The organism is Pseudophaeobacter arcticus DSM 23566 (assembly GCF_000473205.1).
GTDB classification, from domain to species: domain Bacteria; phylum Pseudomonadota; class Alphaproteobacteria; order Rhodobacterales; family Rhodobacteraceae; genus Pseudophaeobacter; species Pseudophaeobacter arcticus.
The window spans coordinates 39116-54460 of record NZ_KI421507.1; the positions used below are offsets into that span (position 1 = coordinate 39116).

Consider the following 15345-nt stretch of genomic DNA (forward strand, 5'->3'; position numbering starts at 1 on the left):
TTAGGAACAGCCCCCATCAATGCTGATCTGCTGGCCGGAAATGAACCCGGACTTGTCGCTCGCCAAATATCCGACGAGGGCGGCAACTTCCGCGACTGTGCCGGCGCGCCGCGCTGGCGTCATTTTCACCAATTCGTCGTAGTTGCTAAGCTTGGTCGTTTCGACGGTGTCGATCAGTCCCGGTGCCACCACATTGGCGGTGATGCCACGCGAGCCGTACTCCTGGGTCAAGGATTTCACCAGGGGCAGGAAACCTCCCTTTGCGGCGGCGTAGTTGGTCTGACCGCGATTGCCGCGTACAGCCGTCAGGGAAGACAGCGCAATAATGCGCCCCCATCTGCTGCGCAGCATGGGCATGATCAGCGGCCGGACAGCAGTGTAAAAGCTTGTCAGATTGAGGTCGATGACATTCTTCCAGTCGTCAAACTCCATCGCGGCAAAGGGTTTGTCGATCTGCCCGCCGACGCAATGCACCACAACCTGTATCGGCGCCTCCGTCGCAAGCGCCTCCAGCTGGCTGGCGGCCTCGGGGGTCAGGATGTCCAGTTGCAGTGCCTCAGCGCTGCCACCATTTGCCGTGATGCCGTCCACGCAGGCCTGCGCCTGATCCAGGTTTCTGTTTGCATGAACAAAGACATGCATCCCCATTGCGGCCAGCTCATTACTCACGGCCTGCCCAATCGGACTGGATCCGCCTACCACCAAGGCCCGCTTCATTCTGCTTCTCCCTGCATCTTGAGGGTCGCGCGCCCCTCGATATATTTTTGCCCCTGTGAACTGATCTCAAAGTTATAAAGGGCACCGTTGCCGTCAAAATGCAGCTGACGGGCTGTGATGTGCAGTGCCTCAGAACAATCGGAAACCGTGGAGGTCATGAGGGTGACGTTTTGCAGACCAATCAGCAACCCGGTGTGGTTGCCCTTTAAATCCCCAATCGAGGCATGGGCGGCCGCTGCCTGGGCTCCCAATTCGACCAGGTTGGCGGTGTAAAGGATACCATGAAGCCGCAGCGGGTAGTCCATATCCCCATGCGGCACGCCCAGACAGTGGATCTCTTCCTTGCTGACTGCGGTAATCTGATCAATCAGCCGCATCGCGCCCTTGTGAGGCATGCGCTCCAATGCGTCGTTTAAGGTCACAGCGCTGTCACCTCCAGGTTCAAATTCATCCTGCCATTGAGGCCAAGCACTGTCTTGCCAGTGGCCGTTCCCGTCACGTTTTCAAACAGCGGCAGGATGGAAAACACCGGATTCAGGGTTGCAAGAGCCTCTTTGGCATAGCTGCTCTGGGGCGCTGTTTCGGCCTGCTGCACCAGTGAAAAGGCAATGCTGGCAATGGACTGGGGGCTTTGGTTGTTGGACAGGGCCAGACCGGCACTGGCGGGGCAGGTTAGGCGATGTGATGTATCTAGTGGCGCAGGTAGCGGCGCATCAAACAGGACAACACCAACAGGGCGCTGTTCCAACTGCACCTGCAGCAGGGCCTTCAGCAGGCTGGAACCGGCCGTATGATTGGCCCCGCAGATACTGGTGGCGGCAGTTTTGATGCGCTGCGCAATGGTCCACTGGCCCGAGGCCGCATTGTGCACCGAGTTCTGAAACCGGGTGGGTCGGATCGCCATGGTCGGGCCCCGCAGCGCTTCGAGGATCAGTTGCAGGGTTTCGCCTTCTCCATAGGCAGAGCCAAAAACCCAGGCCGCATTCTCGGGCAGCGCTGGGGCGATGTCTTCGGCCGCCTGTATCGCCAGGAGCGTTTGTGGGCTGTAGCGCCGATGGGCGCGGGGAGGGATGCTTTCGGGGCTGGGTTTCCAGCCCTCGGGGAAGGTCGCAAAACTGGCCGTCGCAAGGGATTTTGCCAGGGGCTGGGTATTCTCTTTTGAGGGGGCGATCAGCGAAACGGCATCTACAAAGATCTGTGTATGGTTCATCGGCTGAACACCAATGCGCAGTTCGATCCGCCAAAGCCAAATGAGTTGCTGACGACATGCTTCAAAGGCGCGTTGCGGCACTGCGCTGCGACATTTGGCAGGACTTTGGGGTCCAATTGTTCGAGGCCGGGGTTGCCCGGAATAATGCCTTCTTCCAGCGCATAGAGGCTCAGCACGGCCTCTGCGGCACCAGCGGCGCCCAGGGTATGACCAATCGCGCCTTTCAGCGAGGAGGCGGGGACGTCAGCGCCGATCACCGAGCTGACGGCCTGTGCTTCTGCGGCGTCATTCACAATCGTGGCTGTCCCATGCAGATTAACGTAGTCGATTTCCCCTGCGGTGAGGCCGGCACGCTGTAGCGCCTGACGGATTGCTGCGGCGGCACCGGCGCCGTCTTCGGGAGGGGTGGACATATTGGTTCCATCCGAGCTTTCGCCAAAACCACTCACTCGGATGCTGTTCTTACTGTCGCGTTCGACGATCAAAAAGGCTGCGGCCTCACCGATGGACAAGCCATCACGGTTGCTGTCACAGGGTTTGCAGGGGCTGCGTGAGATCAGTTCCAGGGATTCAAACCCATTGAGCGAAGTCAGGCAGAGACTGTCGACTCCGCCAACCAGAACCGCGTCACAAAGACCGGCCTCGATGAGTTGATAGGCGTCTACCAAGGCCTTTGCAGAGGAGGAGCAGGCGGTTGAAATCGAATAGCTTGGACCCTGGAAATCCAGATAGTCCTGCAGGAAAGCCGCAACGGCCTGTTGGCTGTCATGATGGCGCATCGAATAGCTTTCGGGCATTGGAGCGTCATCATCGCGCGCGCGATAAACACGTTCCAGCATCTCAACGCCCGCAGTGGAGGTGCCCACGACAATGCCACAGCGTGTCGCGCCCCAATTTTCCCGCGTTGCCAGGGCAGCCTGAAAAAAACCATCGCTTTCCAGTGCGGCCAGGGCCAGGCGGTTGGCCCGGTTATCATAGGCGCTCAACTCTACTGGAAAGCAGAGGGCGGTCAGGTCATCAACTTCACCGAGAAAACAACTGAAGGGCAGGTCCAGGTTATGGTCTTCGCGCAATCCGGAGGTGCCATCACGTAGCGCGGTCACATGGGGAGTACGTCCCCGGCCCAGGCAGGAAACAAGCGTGCTATGGGAAATGCCGATATCAGAGGCACCTGGTGTATTCGTCATAGGTCTTCATTTCGCTTTGTCTGTGCAAGGGTCAAAAACAGCATCAACATCAGTCCAATAGCCACTGTTGCACCTATCTGATGAAGGATCTGAACTTCAGAGAGAGAGAGGACAAGGAAGGCGATCAAGGTGGATCCCGCGCATACAAAGACTGATTTGGCAGAGGTCTTGCTGTCTTTGTCTCCCTTCGTACCGGTCAGGATGAGATCATAATCCACGCCAATTCCCACAACAAGAGCCATAGCCACGATGTGAAAGATGCTGAACGCACCGTAAATCGCGATGATGATACAGGCGCTGCCGCCCAGAACCGCACAGCAGGTGCGGAAAATGCGCAACGCTTCCCTCCGGCTACCCAGCCCAACAGCCAGCAGCCCCATACCGCAGAGCAACCCTGCACAGAGCCAGAAGGAAATGCGACGGCGCAGATCTGTCATGGTTTGGCGAATTGGGGCCAGTAGATCGACCAGCTCAGCGCCAGGTGTGGTGATGGGAAGATCCAACCGGGAGCGGCCCTTTGGCAATATCAGCTCAACCCTTTCCTGCCAGCGCCCTTCCGAGATCGAAAGCCGCCTGGCCAGGCCCTGCAATTCCGGGAACCTGCTCAGGTCTTCCGGCTGCAGGCCCGGGGCCAGGAGGGCGCGTTCAAACTCGAGGGTTTGTTGCTCGGCAAAGGCGACGGCCATGCCCGCCTGTTCCAGCGCCAATTCGGCCTGGGTATGGAAATCGGAAACCGAGCTGCGAAGCGCCCGCGATGGCGCGAGCCATTGAGAGAGCATCTGATAGGACTGCAAATCCCCGTCTTCGATTGCCTGATCCAGTTTTGCTGCCAGTTGCACCTCGTTTTCAAGAAGCGCGCTCAGCGTTTCGCCCGCTACGTCGATGGCATATGTGCTGGAGGGCAGATCCAGTTTTTCATTCAGCTCAGCCAGCTCAGAGCGGATGTGCTCTGGCGGTTCAAACAGGGCAATGGGGGGCTGTCGATTGAACAATACCACCGTGACGAGACCCGCCACAATGAGCGTGGCCTCGACCCAGGCCTTGGCAGGCAGGTAAAAGCTAAAGGCGCTCAGCGCGACGCCCCTGATTTCTGCCTTTCTCGGCACGGGCATCACGACGGATGTAATGGCGGCGACGGATAGCCCAACCAAAATAAAGATCCCGGTTTGAACCAGGGCAGGAACCTGTGAGCCAACCATGGCCAAAAAGGACAGCCCCGTGGTTGCGGCGCCCAGCAGGATCAACCTGTTGGCCTTGCTGCGGCGGTTGCCGTGATGGGCCATGACATGGATCGGATAGTCCAGCGCCAATCCCAAAAGAACGCCACCAAAGGCCAGGGCAACAATATGCACCGAGCCAAATACCAGATTGACCACACCAATTGCTGCAGCCACACCCAGGGCGAGGGGGAGAAAGGCATGCACCACCAGAAGAACGGAGCGTAGCGACCAGATCAGCCAAAGAACCAAAAGCACGCTGGCCAATATTGAGGCCCGCGCCGAGGCTGCGGAATTGAACTGGGTGGTCTCGGCGGCGATGACCCGGACCCCCAGCAGATGCACAGTCACGCCCTTTTGTGCTGCGAGGTCACGCAGCGCCACAGACCAATCCTTTATCGCCCGGGCGTCAAAGGGGTGCTGTGCCAGGCGGATATGCAGAATTGCAGCAGAGTTGTCGCTGGATTGCCAAACCCCGTCTTCGACCGGGAAGGCGCCTTTAGGGCTCTCAAACCGTTTGATAATACGCCAATAGCTGCCAGTGGGGTCACGCAAAAAGCGGTCCCCAAACACTATACTGGCGGCATCGGAAAAATACTCTTTTGCCTCGGTGAGCCGCCGGGCCATGCGCTGGTTTGTCAGATCCATCTGATCAGGGGGGGCTAACTGGAGCCGGTTCTCCCAGATCCAGTTGTCAAATTCCTCCGAGGGGGCCGGGGTGGTGACAAGGACTTCACTTACCAGCGTGTCTTGTCTCAGGTGCTGTGCAATTGCTTTTGCCGCTTTGTTGCGCTGGGCGACCTGGGGGTGGCTTAGGGCGACAAGCACATCCAGCCCAGCCCCGTCAGTGAGAGAGGGAAGCCCGGCATTGTCCCCGATGACCAAGGCCTCGGTGTCGGAACTGATCGTTACCCAGGGAGCCAGGAGTAACATCACCCCAATCAAGCCAAGAACAGCCAGGATAATCCGCATCATTGCGACAAAAACCTGATTTGACGGTTTTGATTGCCTGCCATTTCCAGGTCGATGGCCTGCAAGACCTCACCACAGCCGGAAAAGACAATGCTGCCGCCGCCGCTCTGGCGTAACGAAATTCGTGCGGTCCAGCCAGTTGTCGTGGAGGTGATCCTATGGGGCAGCGGGGGTAATTCAGAAATGCCCTGATTGAACACCGCCGCCTGTAGGACAGTGAAAAACCCATTCATACGCTTCGGGATCGCGCGGGTGATCTCTGTTCCGTCACGCTGGATGGTGATGGTCTTGGGGCCGATCATCATCTCTTCTGCTTTGGGCATGGTTTGTCGTCGCAACAGGAATTTGTCGCGGGTCAAGACAAAGACACCGCTATTTTGGACCGCAGTGCCAAAGGCCGGATGTGCAATAGTTTCCGTGTAGGCAACTGAGCCGTCCACAGAAATGGGTTCTGCCATCAAGGCGGTCTCAAGCGTTGCGGGGGCGGGCAGCGAACAGTTCGGCTCAGCGGCGCCAGATATCGAAGAAGTTGAACCAGTTAAAAGGATCGACGCGGCACCAGCCTTCAAGAGCTTTTGCGTAGTCCTGCGCCATGCGTGCGGCGGCTTTGGCGCGCTCGGGTCGTGGCACAGGTGCCCCATCATAGAACGGCGTGAATTCAGCGGCATAGTGGTTTCTGGATTCCCATCTGGCGAAACTGAGGATTATTGGAACTCTGGCTGCCATTGCAGTCAGGTAGGGTGATATTGGCACTTGTATATCATCGCCCAGAAAGGAAACATCCTGTTTTGCACGCACCGTTGCATCGGGCAGCCTATCTCCCAAAATGGCCACAAACTCGCCGCTGCTCAGGGCGTCAGAGACCTGGATCATGGCCATCGGCCCATTCTCCAACGCGATGATTTTCTCGCTGACCTCCGGGTTGATCCCCTCCAGCACACGGGTGCTTTTCCCGGCGTGTTTTGTGAACATCATATAGCGAACCGACAGGCCCGGGAGTTCACGATCCAGCGCTCTGAGCGCCTCAAAACTACCGTAATGCGCGCCCAGCAACACGGCCCCTTTGCCCTGCTTCACGAGCTCTTGAATAGGCTCCGCACCGCGCATTGACACTGTAAACTGGTCAACCCCGCGCCCCAGCAGCCGAACCCGGTCAAAGAAGGCATGACTGAAGGTCCTGGCGTGCCGCATGCGTTCGGATAGCGTTGGTGTGCGGCCTAGAATGCGGGTGAGAAAAGCGATCGAGGCGCGGGTACTCAGCCGCCGTTTGTCGATCGCAAAGATCAGCGATATCACCCAGAGCAAAGGCACGTAAATGAGGCTTGGTGGCCTGGTTGCCAGTAGCCGCATGAATCTCAGCTGCCACAAAGACCCAGCTTCTCGGGCTTTGGTCCAGCTGGAAGCCTGCTCCCCTCGTGATGCCTGTTCAGCCATCGGTAGGACGCAGTTCTACCCGCGCATTTGCCAGGGTCTCCGTCCCCGAGCTCCACGTCAGTTTGGCAAGGGAACTCCCTATTTCGACCGTGATATCAAAAGGTTGATCTGGGATCAGTTGGCGCAGAAACTTCATGCGTTGGACGCATTTAATCTCGTATCCGATGTCGCGTAATCCCTGTTCTGCCAGACCCAACAGAACCGCCCCGGGAACAATAGGGTTCCCGGGGAAATGGCCGTCCAAGAAATCTGACTTGGGATCAATACCATCGGATCTAGTCAGCTGCACAACCAAATCTCCGTGCGGATGTGCCAGATTGAATTGCCATGGATCACTTCAGGCAAAAGATCACATCGTTGGTTAGGTTTTCGATCCAGCTGTTGTAGCGTTTGTGGATGGTGTTCTTTTCGGCGTTGTATTTCATGTTCCTCGAGTCCCGGTAAGAGATCTTGAAGACCTGGCTGCTGTATTCAACGTCGACTTCAACATAGTGTTTTCCGCGCACGGTCAGTTGGCCGATCAATTTGCCTGGTGCTACACGGCTGAACTTCCAGCCACGTGCCGAGCTGCATGTTTTAAGGGCGTTTTCTACACCACGGATCGTGGTGTTTTTTGATGTCACCTCGCTGAGTTGAACAAAGGAGGTCTGGATTTTTTCCAGAGCTGCGGCAGTTGTCGCTGTCAGCGGTTGCAGGGCAAAGGCGCCCAAGAAGGCATAGGTCAAAAGTTTCATTTCGTCTCTCCTCGATAATGTTTCTGGTCAATAAGTCCCAAGGCCTTCAAAAAGCCCATTGGGCGCAGGCCTCTAAGAAGTAGGAATTCCGTGACGAGCCCAAAAAGCCGCATGAAGTCACGCAGGGGGTCAAAATGGCTCGGGCGGAGGACAAAGCCCTCATAACGGGCTTTGAGGGGGACATATTCAAAGGAAATGCCCTTTTCCGCGGCATGGAGCAACACGGCGGTTTCGAACTTGAACCCCCCGATATGGCGCTTGGGGATGTCCAGGCGTTTCAAGGCGGTCGCCGGGTAGAGCCGCATGCCACATTGGGCGTCTTTAATCCTGCGGCCACAGGCCCAGCCAATAAAGAAGTTGCCGAATTTGATGCCTTTGCGGCGGGTCCCAGGCATGTTTTCCATATCGGCGGAGCGATCCCCCATGACAATGGCCAGGGGCGTTTCCTGATGCTTTGCGAGGAATTTGGGGATATCCGCAGGGTCATGCTGCATATCCGCATCCAGCACGATTACCGCAGTTGCACCTTGGTCAATTGCCGCCTGGAAGCCTTCGACCAGGCGATCCCCCTTGCCCAGGTTGATGTCGTGGCGCCGCACAACGGCACTGGTCTCGGATAAGGAACCCGCTGTGCCATCCGTTGAACCGTCATCAACCACAATCACCCGGTCCACCAAAGGAATGGTTTCCTCGACCACCTGCCGCACGGTCAGGATCTCGTTATGCGCCGGGATCAGTGCAAAGGATTTGGTCATGGGCGTTCGAAATCTTTGCTAGCGGCGCGCGACATATTCAGAAAAACAGCCCAGCAATAAGTTGTGCTCGACCGTCGTGAACCCGGCTTTGCGCAGGCTGTCCAAGACGTTTTCGATTGGCACCATCTGATCCATGGATTCCCAGTAATAGCGCATCAGGCGAAAGACATTCCGGTCTCTGGTCAGGATCATCGCGACTGTGGGCAAAATGTGTTTGAAGTAGAGGCGGAACAGGGCTTTGGGAATGGCTTTTTCTGGTACTGTCACATCCATGATCAGCACCTTGCCGCCGTCTTTCAGAACGCGGTGATATTCTGTAAAACTGTCATCGAGGCTGTCCACATGACGCAGGGCAAAGCCCATGGTCAGAAAGTCGAAGCTTTTGCTTTCTACGGGCAGTCTTTCTGCCGTGGACTGGTGGAAGGTCACCGGAACACGTTTCTTGGCCTCTGCGATCATGCCGGCCGAGGGTTCAACGCATTCAATCTGTTTAGGGTCATCCAGAATGGTCATCAACGCCCGTGCCACCTGACCGGTGCCTGTGGCAACATCAAGAACGCGCATCTCGGAGGTCACACCATTGCGGCGCAGGGCCTCGCGGCGATACCAGTCGCCAGAGCCGAACCAGCCCCATTTTGCGATGGCCTCATAGTTTTTGGCGGTGTCGTCAAACACCTGACGCAGGAAGGCCTGCTTTTCTGCCTGTGACTCGTAATACTCACCAACTACGATTGGTTTGTTGCCGTCGGACATTAATAAGACCCTGCGTCTAGATTTTTCCCAAAACTCTCGAATTAGGCTTTTGGCTCTTCGGCGCAACTTTTACCAGTAAGGAATTCAAACCACCCAGCCCTGCATCGTACCAAAACTGCCTAGCCAAGTGATTTCGAAAGTAGTTTGTCGCGTTACATTCAACGTGTATAGACGGTTTTGCACCTGAAGTAAGCTGATAGAAGTCATGGATACCTTAGCCCGCGAAGAAACCGTTCAGTCAAAGCGACTTTTGCCCTATTTGGCTGCTTGGTTGAGAACCCGCGTCTATGAGGTTTTTGTCTTCCTGGTCAGTATTTGCGCCGGGGCTTGCATCATTATTTACCTGCATTGGCGACCCACGCCTGTGTTGGTACGTCGGTTGCTACGATTTTGGTCCTGTGGCTATATCTATGGGGCAAAATACATCCTAGGGGTGACTTATAAGATCGAAGGTCAGGAACATATTCCTACCGGGCCAGTGATCTATATGGGCAATCACCTTACCGCCTGGGAATCCGTGATGATGACGGTGCTGGTGCCCCATGTGAATATGGTGACCAAGCGCGCGGCCATGACTATTCCGGTGTTTGGTTGGGGTTTGAAACATGCTCCGATGACGCCCATTGATCCTGATACCCCCGGCAAGAACATCCGCCGCCTGTTGAAGGAGGGCAAGGCCTCGATCCGTGAGGGCAGGAGCATGGTCATTTTTCCAGAAGGATCCCGCGTTCCTATCGGGGAAACACGCCCCTATGCGCGGGGGTTTGAAATCCTGTACAAACACTGCGGCGTGCCGGTTGTACCCTTTGTGACGGATTCAGGTTTGCATTGGCCATCGGGCTATTCGACAAAACCGCCTGCGGAAATCACCCTTCGGTTTCTGCCGCCCATCGAAGCGGGCAAAGGCCCAAATGAATTTGCAACGGAGCTGGAAGAAACTGTTCGCACGGAAGCGGCCAAATTGTTGGGCCCTCAAGTTCAGGCGTGCGAGACCTGAACCTGCGGGCCTGAGTCTATGGGCGCTCACAACAGGCTAGTTCAGCATCCCGGCCTTCTTCAACAGATCTACTGTTGTCGCACGGGTTATCTTCCCGGTGGCAGAGCGGGAAATTTCAGGTAGAAACAGCAGCTTTTTGGGAACAAAGGCCGCGTCGAGATGCAGTAAAAGGTGGCGACGCACCAGGCTGCGTATCTGTGCTTCAGACAGTGAACTGCCCGGGTGTGGAACCACCGCAATGGCCAAGGCGTCTGACTCGCCGCGCTTGGCGTGCAGGAAAACCCCATCGGATATCTCTGCGACCTCCGAAAGGATCGCATTCAGGGCGGCAAGCTGGCTCCGTTTTCCACGCACGCTCACCATGTCGCCGGCGCGGCCAAGCAGGGTAAAGCGCCCATCCGGATGTTGCTCGATCTCGTCTTCCAGCGCGATAGGGTCCGGCAGATGCGGTGCGGTCGCCAGGCAGGTTGCTTGCGCCTTTTTCAGCTCAAACCCAGCCGAGAGACTCCAGGCCTCCTCAAATGCGGTTTGCCGCAGCGCCATAGAACCGGTCTCGGTGCTGCCGTAGATCTCCATGACCTTTAGATTTTCTCTGGCGGCCAGTTTCTGAGCCAGGGCCCGAGGAAACGGCGCGGTGGCAGAGAGCACGCAGATGATTTCCGGCGCGGCCAATATAGCCGCCTCAAGAAACCGCAGATGTGCAGGGCTGGTGATCAGCACAAGTTTGGAAATCCCGCAAGCGCGCGCCGCTTCAATCGCCGCTTCAAGGTCCGCCGGGTAAAAAATGGTGTCCCGATAGGTGGCATGGCCAAAGCCAAGCGTGGCAAAAATCGTGGCCTCCAGCCCGTACATATGACCATGCGGCGTGGTGCCCAGCAGACCAATCTCTGTCGGCTGCGCGTCCAGATCCTGTATGATCTGATCTGTAATTGCTGCACCGCCACGCAGCATCTTCCAGGTTTTGACATTGCATTTTGGCTGCTTGGTCGAACCTGAACTATACACACGAATTTCTGTGGGATTGTCTTGCAGCAAGGCTGCATAATCCCAGCTCTCCACCTGTTCGGACTGCCCATATTCAGAAGCCAGGCGGGCAGCGAGTGCGTCATGATCTGCGTTGTCGCTCAGAATGAACGGGGCAGGGGCATCGGCAATCGAGGACCGGATCGCTTCAGGTGCCAGCGAAGGCGGCAGGATAATGGCCTGTCTGTTCAGCAACCCGGCGACAATGCCCAGGGCGAACTGATAGCGGTCCTGGAACAGGTTGCAGATCGAACCCGCCCCCTGCAATCGACGACGCAAGGCCGCAAGATCCGTGACGAATTGCTTTTGATCAACAACGCCATCTTTTGAAAAGAACAGTTTTCTTTCTGCTGCGTACATGTTCAAAAATCCAATTTTTCCCAGGTGTCGCGCCGGAGTATCAAAGATAGGGAGCGTTGCCAGGTTTCCGTCCGACTAAACCGAATGCGGGCAATTTCATGAGAGATGACAAACCATAGTGCCTGTGCAACCAGGAGCGTGACTAAAACGATGCTGGCCAGGGAACGCAGGGGGGGCGCCACAAGTGCAAGCAGGGCCAAGCCTGCTGAGAACAGGCCAATGCCCAGCCAGACGCCGCATTGTTGCCTTAGGTAGGCGATGAATTCAGCGGATGGGCTTGGTCCCAAATGGGCGGATGTGACGAACTGGAGCAAAACGCTGGGCCGTCCTCGCAGCAGGTTGTGGCCAAAGACATAGGCCATGCTGAGGTTGATCGCGATGACGGCGAGATAGGGGGTGAATTGCAGACCTTGCTTCCAGAACGCCAGGAGCACCCCGATAGGCCCTCCGATACCAAGCAGGATCAGCCTGGCCCTTTGCAGGCCGCAGGTGTCACGCAAAAACAGCGAGAAGACATGCAGGGTAAACAGAATGAAGACGGCATTCAGCAGAGGTGAAGCAAACAGCCAGCAGGAGACAAGCAAGGCAGCCGTAACCGCGCCCTTCAGATGAGGAGGCCAGCCTGCTGGATTGTGGCTCACGTCTTCCGGTTTTCCGCGATGTGACTGGAGAGGGCACGGACGCAAGAGAAAATCTCTTCGTTGCGCTCATCATCGGAGCGCAGCTTGAAGCCATAGGTCTCGCTGATGGCAAAGGCGATTTCCAGGGCGTCGATGGAATCAAGCCCAAGGCCCTCACCAAACAGGGGAGCATCAAAATCAATTTCCGCAGCAGTCACGTCATCCAGAACCAAGGCGTTCACAATCAATTCAGCAACTTCAAGCTGCAGCTTTTTGAAATCGCTCTGATCCGCAAGTTGGGTTACTGACATGTCTGCTCCATTCTTTTGGCACTGCCCCGAAGCAGATTTCGCCATGGCCTGTTTGGCAGGAATTGACTATCCGCCGGGCGTCGCAAGGTCCAGCCAAAAATGGCGAGCTTTCTACTCTAGGCTCTGGACTCATAGCCAGTAAATGACAAGTGCAGCGAGTGTGATGGCTGACAGGAAGACCTTCGGGCATCTGTCGTTTCGTGTTGCCACGCGCCGCCAATCTTTCAGCCTCCCGAACATGATCTCGATCCGGTTCCGGCGTTTGTAGCGGCCTGTCCTTCGGCAGAGTTTTTGGGTCCAAAGGTGGCCTAAACTAAGAGAGGGTTTGGCTCATCTGGTTGGTTTGATTACGCGGCGCGCTGTCCGGCGCTGCCACCGCGGCAATGGCCTTGGTCGCCGTCATATCTGTTCTGCTACAAGGCACGTTCGCGAGGCTGGCTACGTTTCCGGTCGCGAGGGCATGCCTTCGTTTTCGGCAGCCTGGATCGACGCATTTTCGCGCGCTCCTTGGTGCGCCGGCTTTGGGTCCGGCACATCCATGTCGGACTGGGGCGTCCGGAGCCCGGAATAGAGATTTCGCAGATATGCCTCGGAAACGCCGTCAGCCTTCATCACAAGACGCACCATCGGATCGGCCAGCATTTCCTCCAGAAAGAAGTCGGACAACGCTCTGCCCGTCAGCTTGTCCCTGGCGCGTGCGTGGTCGAGGTCGACAAGGGAAACGGTCAGGGCCCGCGCAAGCCCGGGATGCGATGTCCGGGGATGAAGCTTCACCAGGACGGAGGCTTTCCAGGCTGCGGGATCCTTTTGATCCGGGGGTGAAACCAACTCCGTTTCGATCTCGTACTCTCCCGCCGGGAGCGTCTCGGCAAAGCCTGGAACGGTGAACGGTCGGGAAAAGACCGCGATGGTCTTGCTTGTCATGTCTTCCATCGGCGTATTCCTCCATGCGGCTGCTGCAAGTGGTCCGCGCCCCCTTTGAGGTAGGGGCGCGTGGCTCGTGCATCTCTCAAGATGTCTTGGTTTTCGCTGGTGCTTCCGTGTCGGCGGCCTTGGGCGCGTTCGCCTTGGCAGGTGCTTTTGATGTTTTGGCAGGCTTCGGCTTCATTGCGGCCGCGGCCCTGGCGGTGAGGTCCTTGAAGGACATGTTATCGATCCTTTGATTGGCCGACGCCAAATTCCTCGTCCGTGCCGGACCGGGATACTTTGCATCGGTATTAACTATATGGGGACTGGCGACCCGATTTACGATGGTGCACCGCAAAGGAAAACAAGGCCCGTCAGGCCAGTTCATCGGTCCAGACCTTGAACTCCCTCAAAGTGTTTTCCCCAAATGTCTGGGTCAAAGGCACATCGGCGGCATCGCGGCCGCGCGCGATCAGAATTCTCGCAAATCTCGGTTTGTTGTTGCGCGGGTCGAACATGTGCCATTCACCAGCGAGAAAGACCTCAATCCATGCGGCGAAGTCTCCAGGCAGATGCGGGAGAGGCTCACCAATGTCGCTCAGATATCCGGTGCAGTAACGTGCCGGAATGTTCATGCAGCGACACAAGGCGATAGCGAGATGGGCAAAATCGCGGCAGACGCCCTGTCGCTCAGCCATTGTTTGCGATGCAGAGCGCGTCGCATTCGCCTGCATGTAGTCGAAGCGGACATGCCCGTGCACGAAATCGCAGATCGCCTGAACGCGTGACCATCCGGGGTTCGTGGACTCGAAAAGACGCCACGCCTCCTCCGAAAGAAGGTCGGTATCGCAGTACCGGCTGCCCTGCAGGAACACCAAGGTCTCGAAAGGCAGATCCTGAACCGCGTGCTGACGCGCATGTCGGCAACACGGTGGCGCATCGTCTTGTCGCCTCTATCTTCCAAGGATGCATGTCCCATCGGAGAGGTGGTAGCCTCGATTGCAACTCCACCGGTTTCCGGATCGGTCGAGATATGCGTTCAAAGGCAGATCGATAGCGACGCAGGCGCGGCCCAGCGGCTCGAATCCTCGATCACAGCGCCAGCCCGGTCCATAGGATGCTTGGTCGAGAAACGCGTTTTCAGGCAGGACAATGGCGTCGCACCGGTCGTCGATCTTGATGAACCCTCGCTCGCAAACCCAGGCAGCGCCATAGCTTGCGTTGGTCAGATATGCGTTCGCTGGCACGGCAATCGGCATGCAAGTCCGTGCGACGACCGCGTAGCCGCGATCGCAGGTCCATCCCGTCCCCGAGCTGTCTTCTGTCAGATAGGCATGCTCGGGCAAAACGATGGACAAACATCCGTCGCCTTCCTGCCGGTACCCGCGTTCGCATTGCCAATCATTGCCGTAGGACCGGAGGAAGGCATTGGCGGGCACACGGATCGAATTGCAGGAGGTTCCGTTCACCTCCTCATACCCACGACCGCACTCCCAGCCTGTCCCATAGGAGCGCCCGGTCGGATAGGCATTCTCAGGGATATCGAGAGCCAGGCATTCGGCGCCCTCTACCCGGTAACCGAGTTCGCAGATCCAGCCGCCACCATAGCTGCGCGCCTGAGCGTTTTGCGGCATCGGGCCGGAGCCATCCTGCGCAAGAACGGAGAAGGCAAAAGACGCGATCACACCGGAAATGACTGCCGTTCTCGCGATCATCCTCGCGAGGGGATATCTCATCGCCGCTTGCTCCTTGGCGGACCAGAGGTCGCCGGTTTCCGCACGAGTTTTCGATAGCCCAAGCGTGAGCGTTCCGGTCAGCCGTCGAGTGGGCGCGGGCGGTGGCGGGGAGCCCCTCGAGTTGGATCTCGATGGCATGCCTTCGTTCTCGGCCACCTGGATCGGGAAGTCCTGCTGGACGGTCGGGCGGGTGCTGCCGGTCATCGGAGGGACAACTTGTGCAAAGCCGCGGCCGCAAGAGCATGTTCCTTCTGGAGGTAGTCGCCGCGGAACTTGCCATCGACCTGCACCTCCCAGATGCCGTTTCGTTCGCGTACCTGAACCCCACCCCGCTGCGCCGGTCGGCTCATTGAAAAATCCTGTCCCTCTCTGCTATTCGGCGGCAGGGGTTTGATGTCGGTCATTTCCAGCTC

Annotated in this window: 19 protein-coding genes and 1 pseudogene; 1 reads left to right on the forward strand and 19 read right to left on the reverse strand. The window is 57.3% G+C overall.

Going from position 1 to position 15345, the window contains the following annotated elements:
• The 10 genes from ARCT_RS0104215 to ARCT_RS0104265 all read right to left on the reverse strand — a co-directional run bounded on the left by ARCT_RS0104215 (position 1) and on the right by ARCT_RS0104265 (position 8979).
• Positions 1-717 (reverse strand): SDR family oxidoreductase, encoded by a 717-nt coding sequence (locus tag ARCT_RS0104215; RefSeq protein ID WP_027238952.1) that lies wholly within the window; start codon positions 715-717, stop codon positions 1-3.
• Positions 714-1139: a hotdog family protein gene (locus ARCT_RS26960; RefSeq protein WP_154665298.1), complete on the reverse strand. Its 426-nt coding sequence runs from the start codon at positions 1137-1139 to the stop codon at positions 714-716. The genes ARCT_RS0104215 and ARCT_RS26960 overlap by 4 nt, the downstream gene beginning before the upstream one ends.
• Positions 1136-1927, reverse strand: coding sequence for a beta-ketoacyl synthase chain length factor (locus tag ARCT_RS0104225; protein WP_027238953.1), 792 nt, complete (start codon positions 1925-1927; stop codon positions 1136-1138). The genes ARCT_RS26960 and ARCT_RS0104225 overlap by 4 nt, the downstream gene beginning before the upstream one ends.
• Positions 1924-3114, reverse strand: a complete 1191-nt coding sequence (locus ARCT_RS0104230) for a beta-ketoacyl-ACP synthase (protein ID WP_027238954.1) — start codon at positions 3112-3114, stop codon at positions 1924-1926. The genes ARCT_RS0104225 and ARCT_RS0104230 overlap by 4 nt, the downstream gene beginning before the upstream one ends.
• Entirely contained in the window at positions 3111-5306 is a 2196-nt protein-coding gene (locus ARCT_RS0104235; protein WP_027238955.1) for an MMPL family transporter, read from the reverse strand. Before ARCT_RS0104235 ends, ARCT_RS0104230 begins: the two co-directional genes overlap by 4 nt.
• Entirely contained in the window at positions 5303-5761 is a 459-nt protein-coding gene (locus ARCT_RS0104240) for a hypothetical protein (protein ID WP_027238956.1), read from the reverse strand. Before ARCT_RS0104240 ends, ARCT_RS0104235 begins: the two co-directional genes overlap by 4 nt.
• Positions 5762-5807: 46 nt before the next feature.
• A complete protein-coding gene (locus ARCT_RS0104245) occupies positions 5808-6737 on the reverse strand; it encodes an LpxL/LpxP family acyltransferase (protein WP_154665299.1) in 930 nt (309 codons plus the stop codon).
• Positions 6738-7069: 332 nt separating this feature from the next.
• Positions 7070-7471 carry a hypothetical protein gene (locus ARCT_RS26965; protein WP_051360539.1) on the reverse strand — a complete coding sequence of 134 codons (402 nt, stop codon included), beginning with the start codon at positions 7469-7471 and terminating at the stop codon, positions 7070-7072.
• On the reverse strand, positions 7468-8226 hold the full coding sequence (locus ARCT_RS0104260) for a glycosyltransferase family 2 protein (RefSeq protein ID WP_027238958.1): 759 nt from the start codon (positions 8224-8226) through the stop codon (positions 7468-7470). The genes ARCT_RS26965 and ARCT_RS0104260 overlap by 4 nt, the downstream gene beginning before the upstream one ends.
• Before the next feature lie 18 nt (positions 8227-8244).
• Entirely contained in the window at positions 8245-8979 is a 735-nt protein-coding gene (locus tag ARCT_RS0104265) for a class I SAM-dependent methyltransferase (RefSeq protein WP_027238959.1), read from the reverse strand.
• A gap of 205 nt (positions 8980-9184) precedes the next feature.
• Here ARCT_RS0104265 and ARCT_RS25390 point away from each other — a divergent pair, with 205 nt between their 5' ends.
• Positions 9185-9976 (forward strand): lysophospholipid acyltransferase family protein, encoded by a 792-nt coding sequence (locus ARCT_RS25390; RefSeq protein WP_036784379.1) that lies wholly within the window; start codon positions 9185-9187, stop codon positions 9974-9976.
• 36 nt (positions 9977-10012) lie between these two features.
• On the opposite strand, the gene ARCT_RS0104275 is transcribed toward ARCT_RS25390, so the two are convergent.
• From ARCT_RS0104275 to ARCT_RS28590, 9 genes and pseudogenes are all read right to left on the reverse strand, one after another.
• Positions 10013-11359 carry an AMP-binding protein gene (locus ARCT_RS0104275; RefSeq protein ID WP_027238960.1) on the reverse strand — a complete coding sequence of 449 codons (1347 nt, stop codon included), beginning with the start codon at positions 11357-11359 and terminating at the stop codon, positions 10013-10015.
• Between the two features lie 2 nt (positions 11360-11361).
• Positions 11362-11793 (reverse strand): hypothetical protein, encoded by a 432-nt coding sequence (locus ARCT_RS0104280; protein ID WP_154665300.1) that lies wholly within the window; start codon positions 11791-11793, stop codon positions 11362-11364.
• A gap of 203 nt (positions 11794-11996) precedes the next feature.
• A complete protein-coding gene (locus tag ARCT_RS0104285; protein WP_051360540.1) occupies positions 11997-12290 on the reverse strand; it encodes a phosphopantetheine-binding protein in 294 nt (97 codons plus the stop codon).
• A gap of 129 nt (positions 12291-12419) precedes the next feature.
• Positions 12420-12560, reverse strand: a pseudogene (locus tag ARCT_RS27445) (transposase); the annotation flags it as partial.
• 168 nt (positions 12561-12728) lie between these two features.
• Complete coding sequence (locus ARCT_RS0104290) at positions 12729-13223, reverse strand: hypothetical protein (protein ID WP_027238963.1); 495 nt, start codon at positions 13221-13223, stop codon at positions 12729-12731.
• Positions 13224-13299: 76 nt separating this feature from the next.
• Positions 13300-13437, reverse strand: a complete 138-nt coding sequence (locus ARCT_RS27835) for a hypothetical protein (RefSeq protein ID WP_154665301.1) — start codon at positions 13435-13437, stop codon at positions 13300-13302.
• 133 nt (positions 13438-13570) lie between these two features.
• The gene (locus ARCT_RS25395; protein ID WP_322786400.1) at positions 13571-14071 is read right to left on the reverse strand and encodes a transglutaminase-like domain-containing protein; all 501 of its coding nucleotides are present in this window, start codon (positions 14069-14071) and stop codon (positions 13571-13573) included.
• 78 nt (positions 14072-14149) lie between these two features.
• Positions 14150-15136 carry a hypothetical protein gene (locus tag ARCT_RS28850; protein ID WP_322786401.1) on the reverse strand — a complete coding sequence of 329 codons (987 nt, stop codon included), beginning with the start codon at positions 15134-15136 and terminating at the stop codon, positions 14150-14152.
• Positions 15133-15336, reverse strand: coding sequence for a hypothetical protein (locus tag ARCT_RS28590; RefSeq protein WP_240476242.1), 204 nt, complete (start codon positions 15334-15336; stop codon positions 15133-15135). Before ARCT_RS28590 ends, ARCT_RS28850 begins: the two co-directional genes overlap by 4 nt.
• Positions 15337-15345 lie beyond the last annotated feature (9 nt).

Coding starts and splice junctions, on each gene's coding strand:
- ARCT_RS0104285 (WP_051360540.1), bottom strand. CDS start 12,290: ATGTCAGTAACCCAACTTGCGGATCAGAGCGATTTCAAAAAGCTGCAG.
- ARCT_RS28590 (WP_240476242.1), bottom strand. CDS start 15,336: ATGACCGACATCAAACCCCTGCCGCCGAATAGCAGAGAGGGACAGGAT.
- ARCT_RS0104240 (WP_027238956.1), bottom strand. CDS start 5,761: ATGGCAGAACCCATTTCTGTGGACGGCTCAGTTGCCTACACGGAAACT.
- ARCT_RS26965 (WP_051360539.1), bottom strand. CDS start 7,471: ATGAAACTTTTGACCTATGCCTTCTTGGGCGCCTTTGCCCTGCAACCG.
- ARCT_RS0104290 (WP_027238963.1), bottom strand. CDS start 13,223: ATGGAAGACATGACAAGCAAGACCATCGCGGTCTTTTCCCGACCGTTC.
- ARCT_RS0104215 (WP_027238952.1), bottom strand. CDS start 717: ATGAAGCGGGCCTTGGTGGTAGGCGGATCCAGTCCGATTGGGCAGGCC.
- ARCT_RS0104225 (WP_027238953.1), bottom strand. CDS start 1,927: ATGAACCATACACAGATCTTTGTAGATGCCGTTTCGCTGATCGCCCCC.
- ARCT_RS0104230 (WP_027238954.1), bottom strand. CDS start 3,114: ATGACGAATACACCAGGTGCCTCTGATATCGGCATTTCCCATAGCACG.
- ARCT_RS0104265 (WP_027238959.1), bottom strand. CDS start 8,979: ATGTCCGACGGCAACAAACCAATCGTAGTTGGTGAGTATTACGAGTCA.
- ARCT_RS27835 (WP_154665301.1), bottom strand. CDS start 13,437: ATGTCCTTCAAGGACCTCACCGCCAGGGCCGCGGCCGCAATGAAGCCG.
- ARCT_RS28850 (WP_322786401.1), bottom strand. CDS start 15,136: ATGACCGGCAGCACCCGCCCGACCGTCCAGCAGGACTTCCCGATCCAG.
- ARCT_RS25390 (WP_036784379.1), top strand. CDS start 9,185: ATGGATACCTTAGCCCGCGAAGAAACCGTTCAGTCAAAGCGACTTTTG.
- ARCT_RS0104260 (WP_027238958.1), bottom strand. CDS start 8,226: ATGACCAAATCCTTTGCACTGATCCCGGCGCATAACGAGATCCTGACC.
- ARCT_RS0104245 (WP_154665299.1), bottom strand. CDS start 6,737: ATGGCTGAACAGGCATCACGAGGGGAGCAGGCTTCCAGCTGGACCAAA.
- ARCT_RS0104235 (WP_027238955.1), bottom strand. CDS start 5,306: ATGATGCGGATTATCCTGGCTGTTCTTGGCTTGATTGGGGTGATGTTA.
- ARCT_RS0104275 (WP_027238960.1), bottom strand. CDS start 11,359: ATGTACGCAGCAGAAAGAAAACTGTTCTTTTCAAAAGATGGCGTTGTT.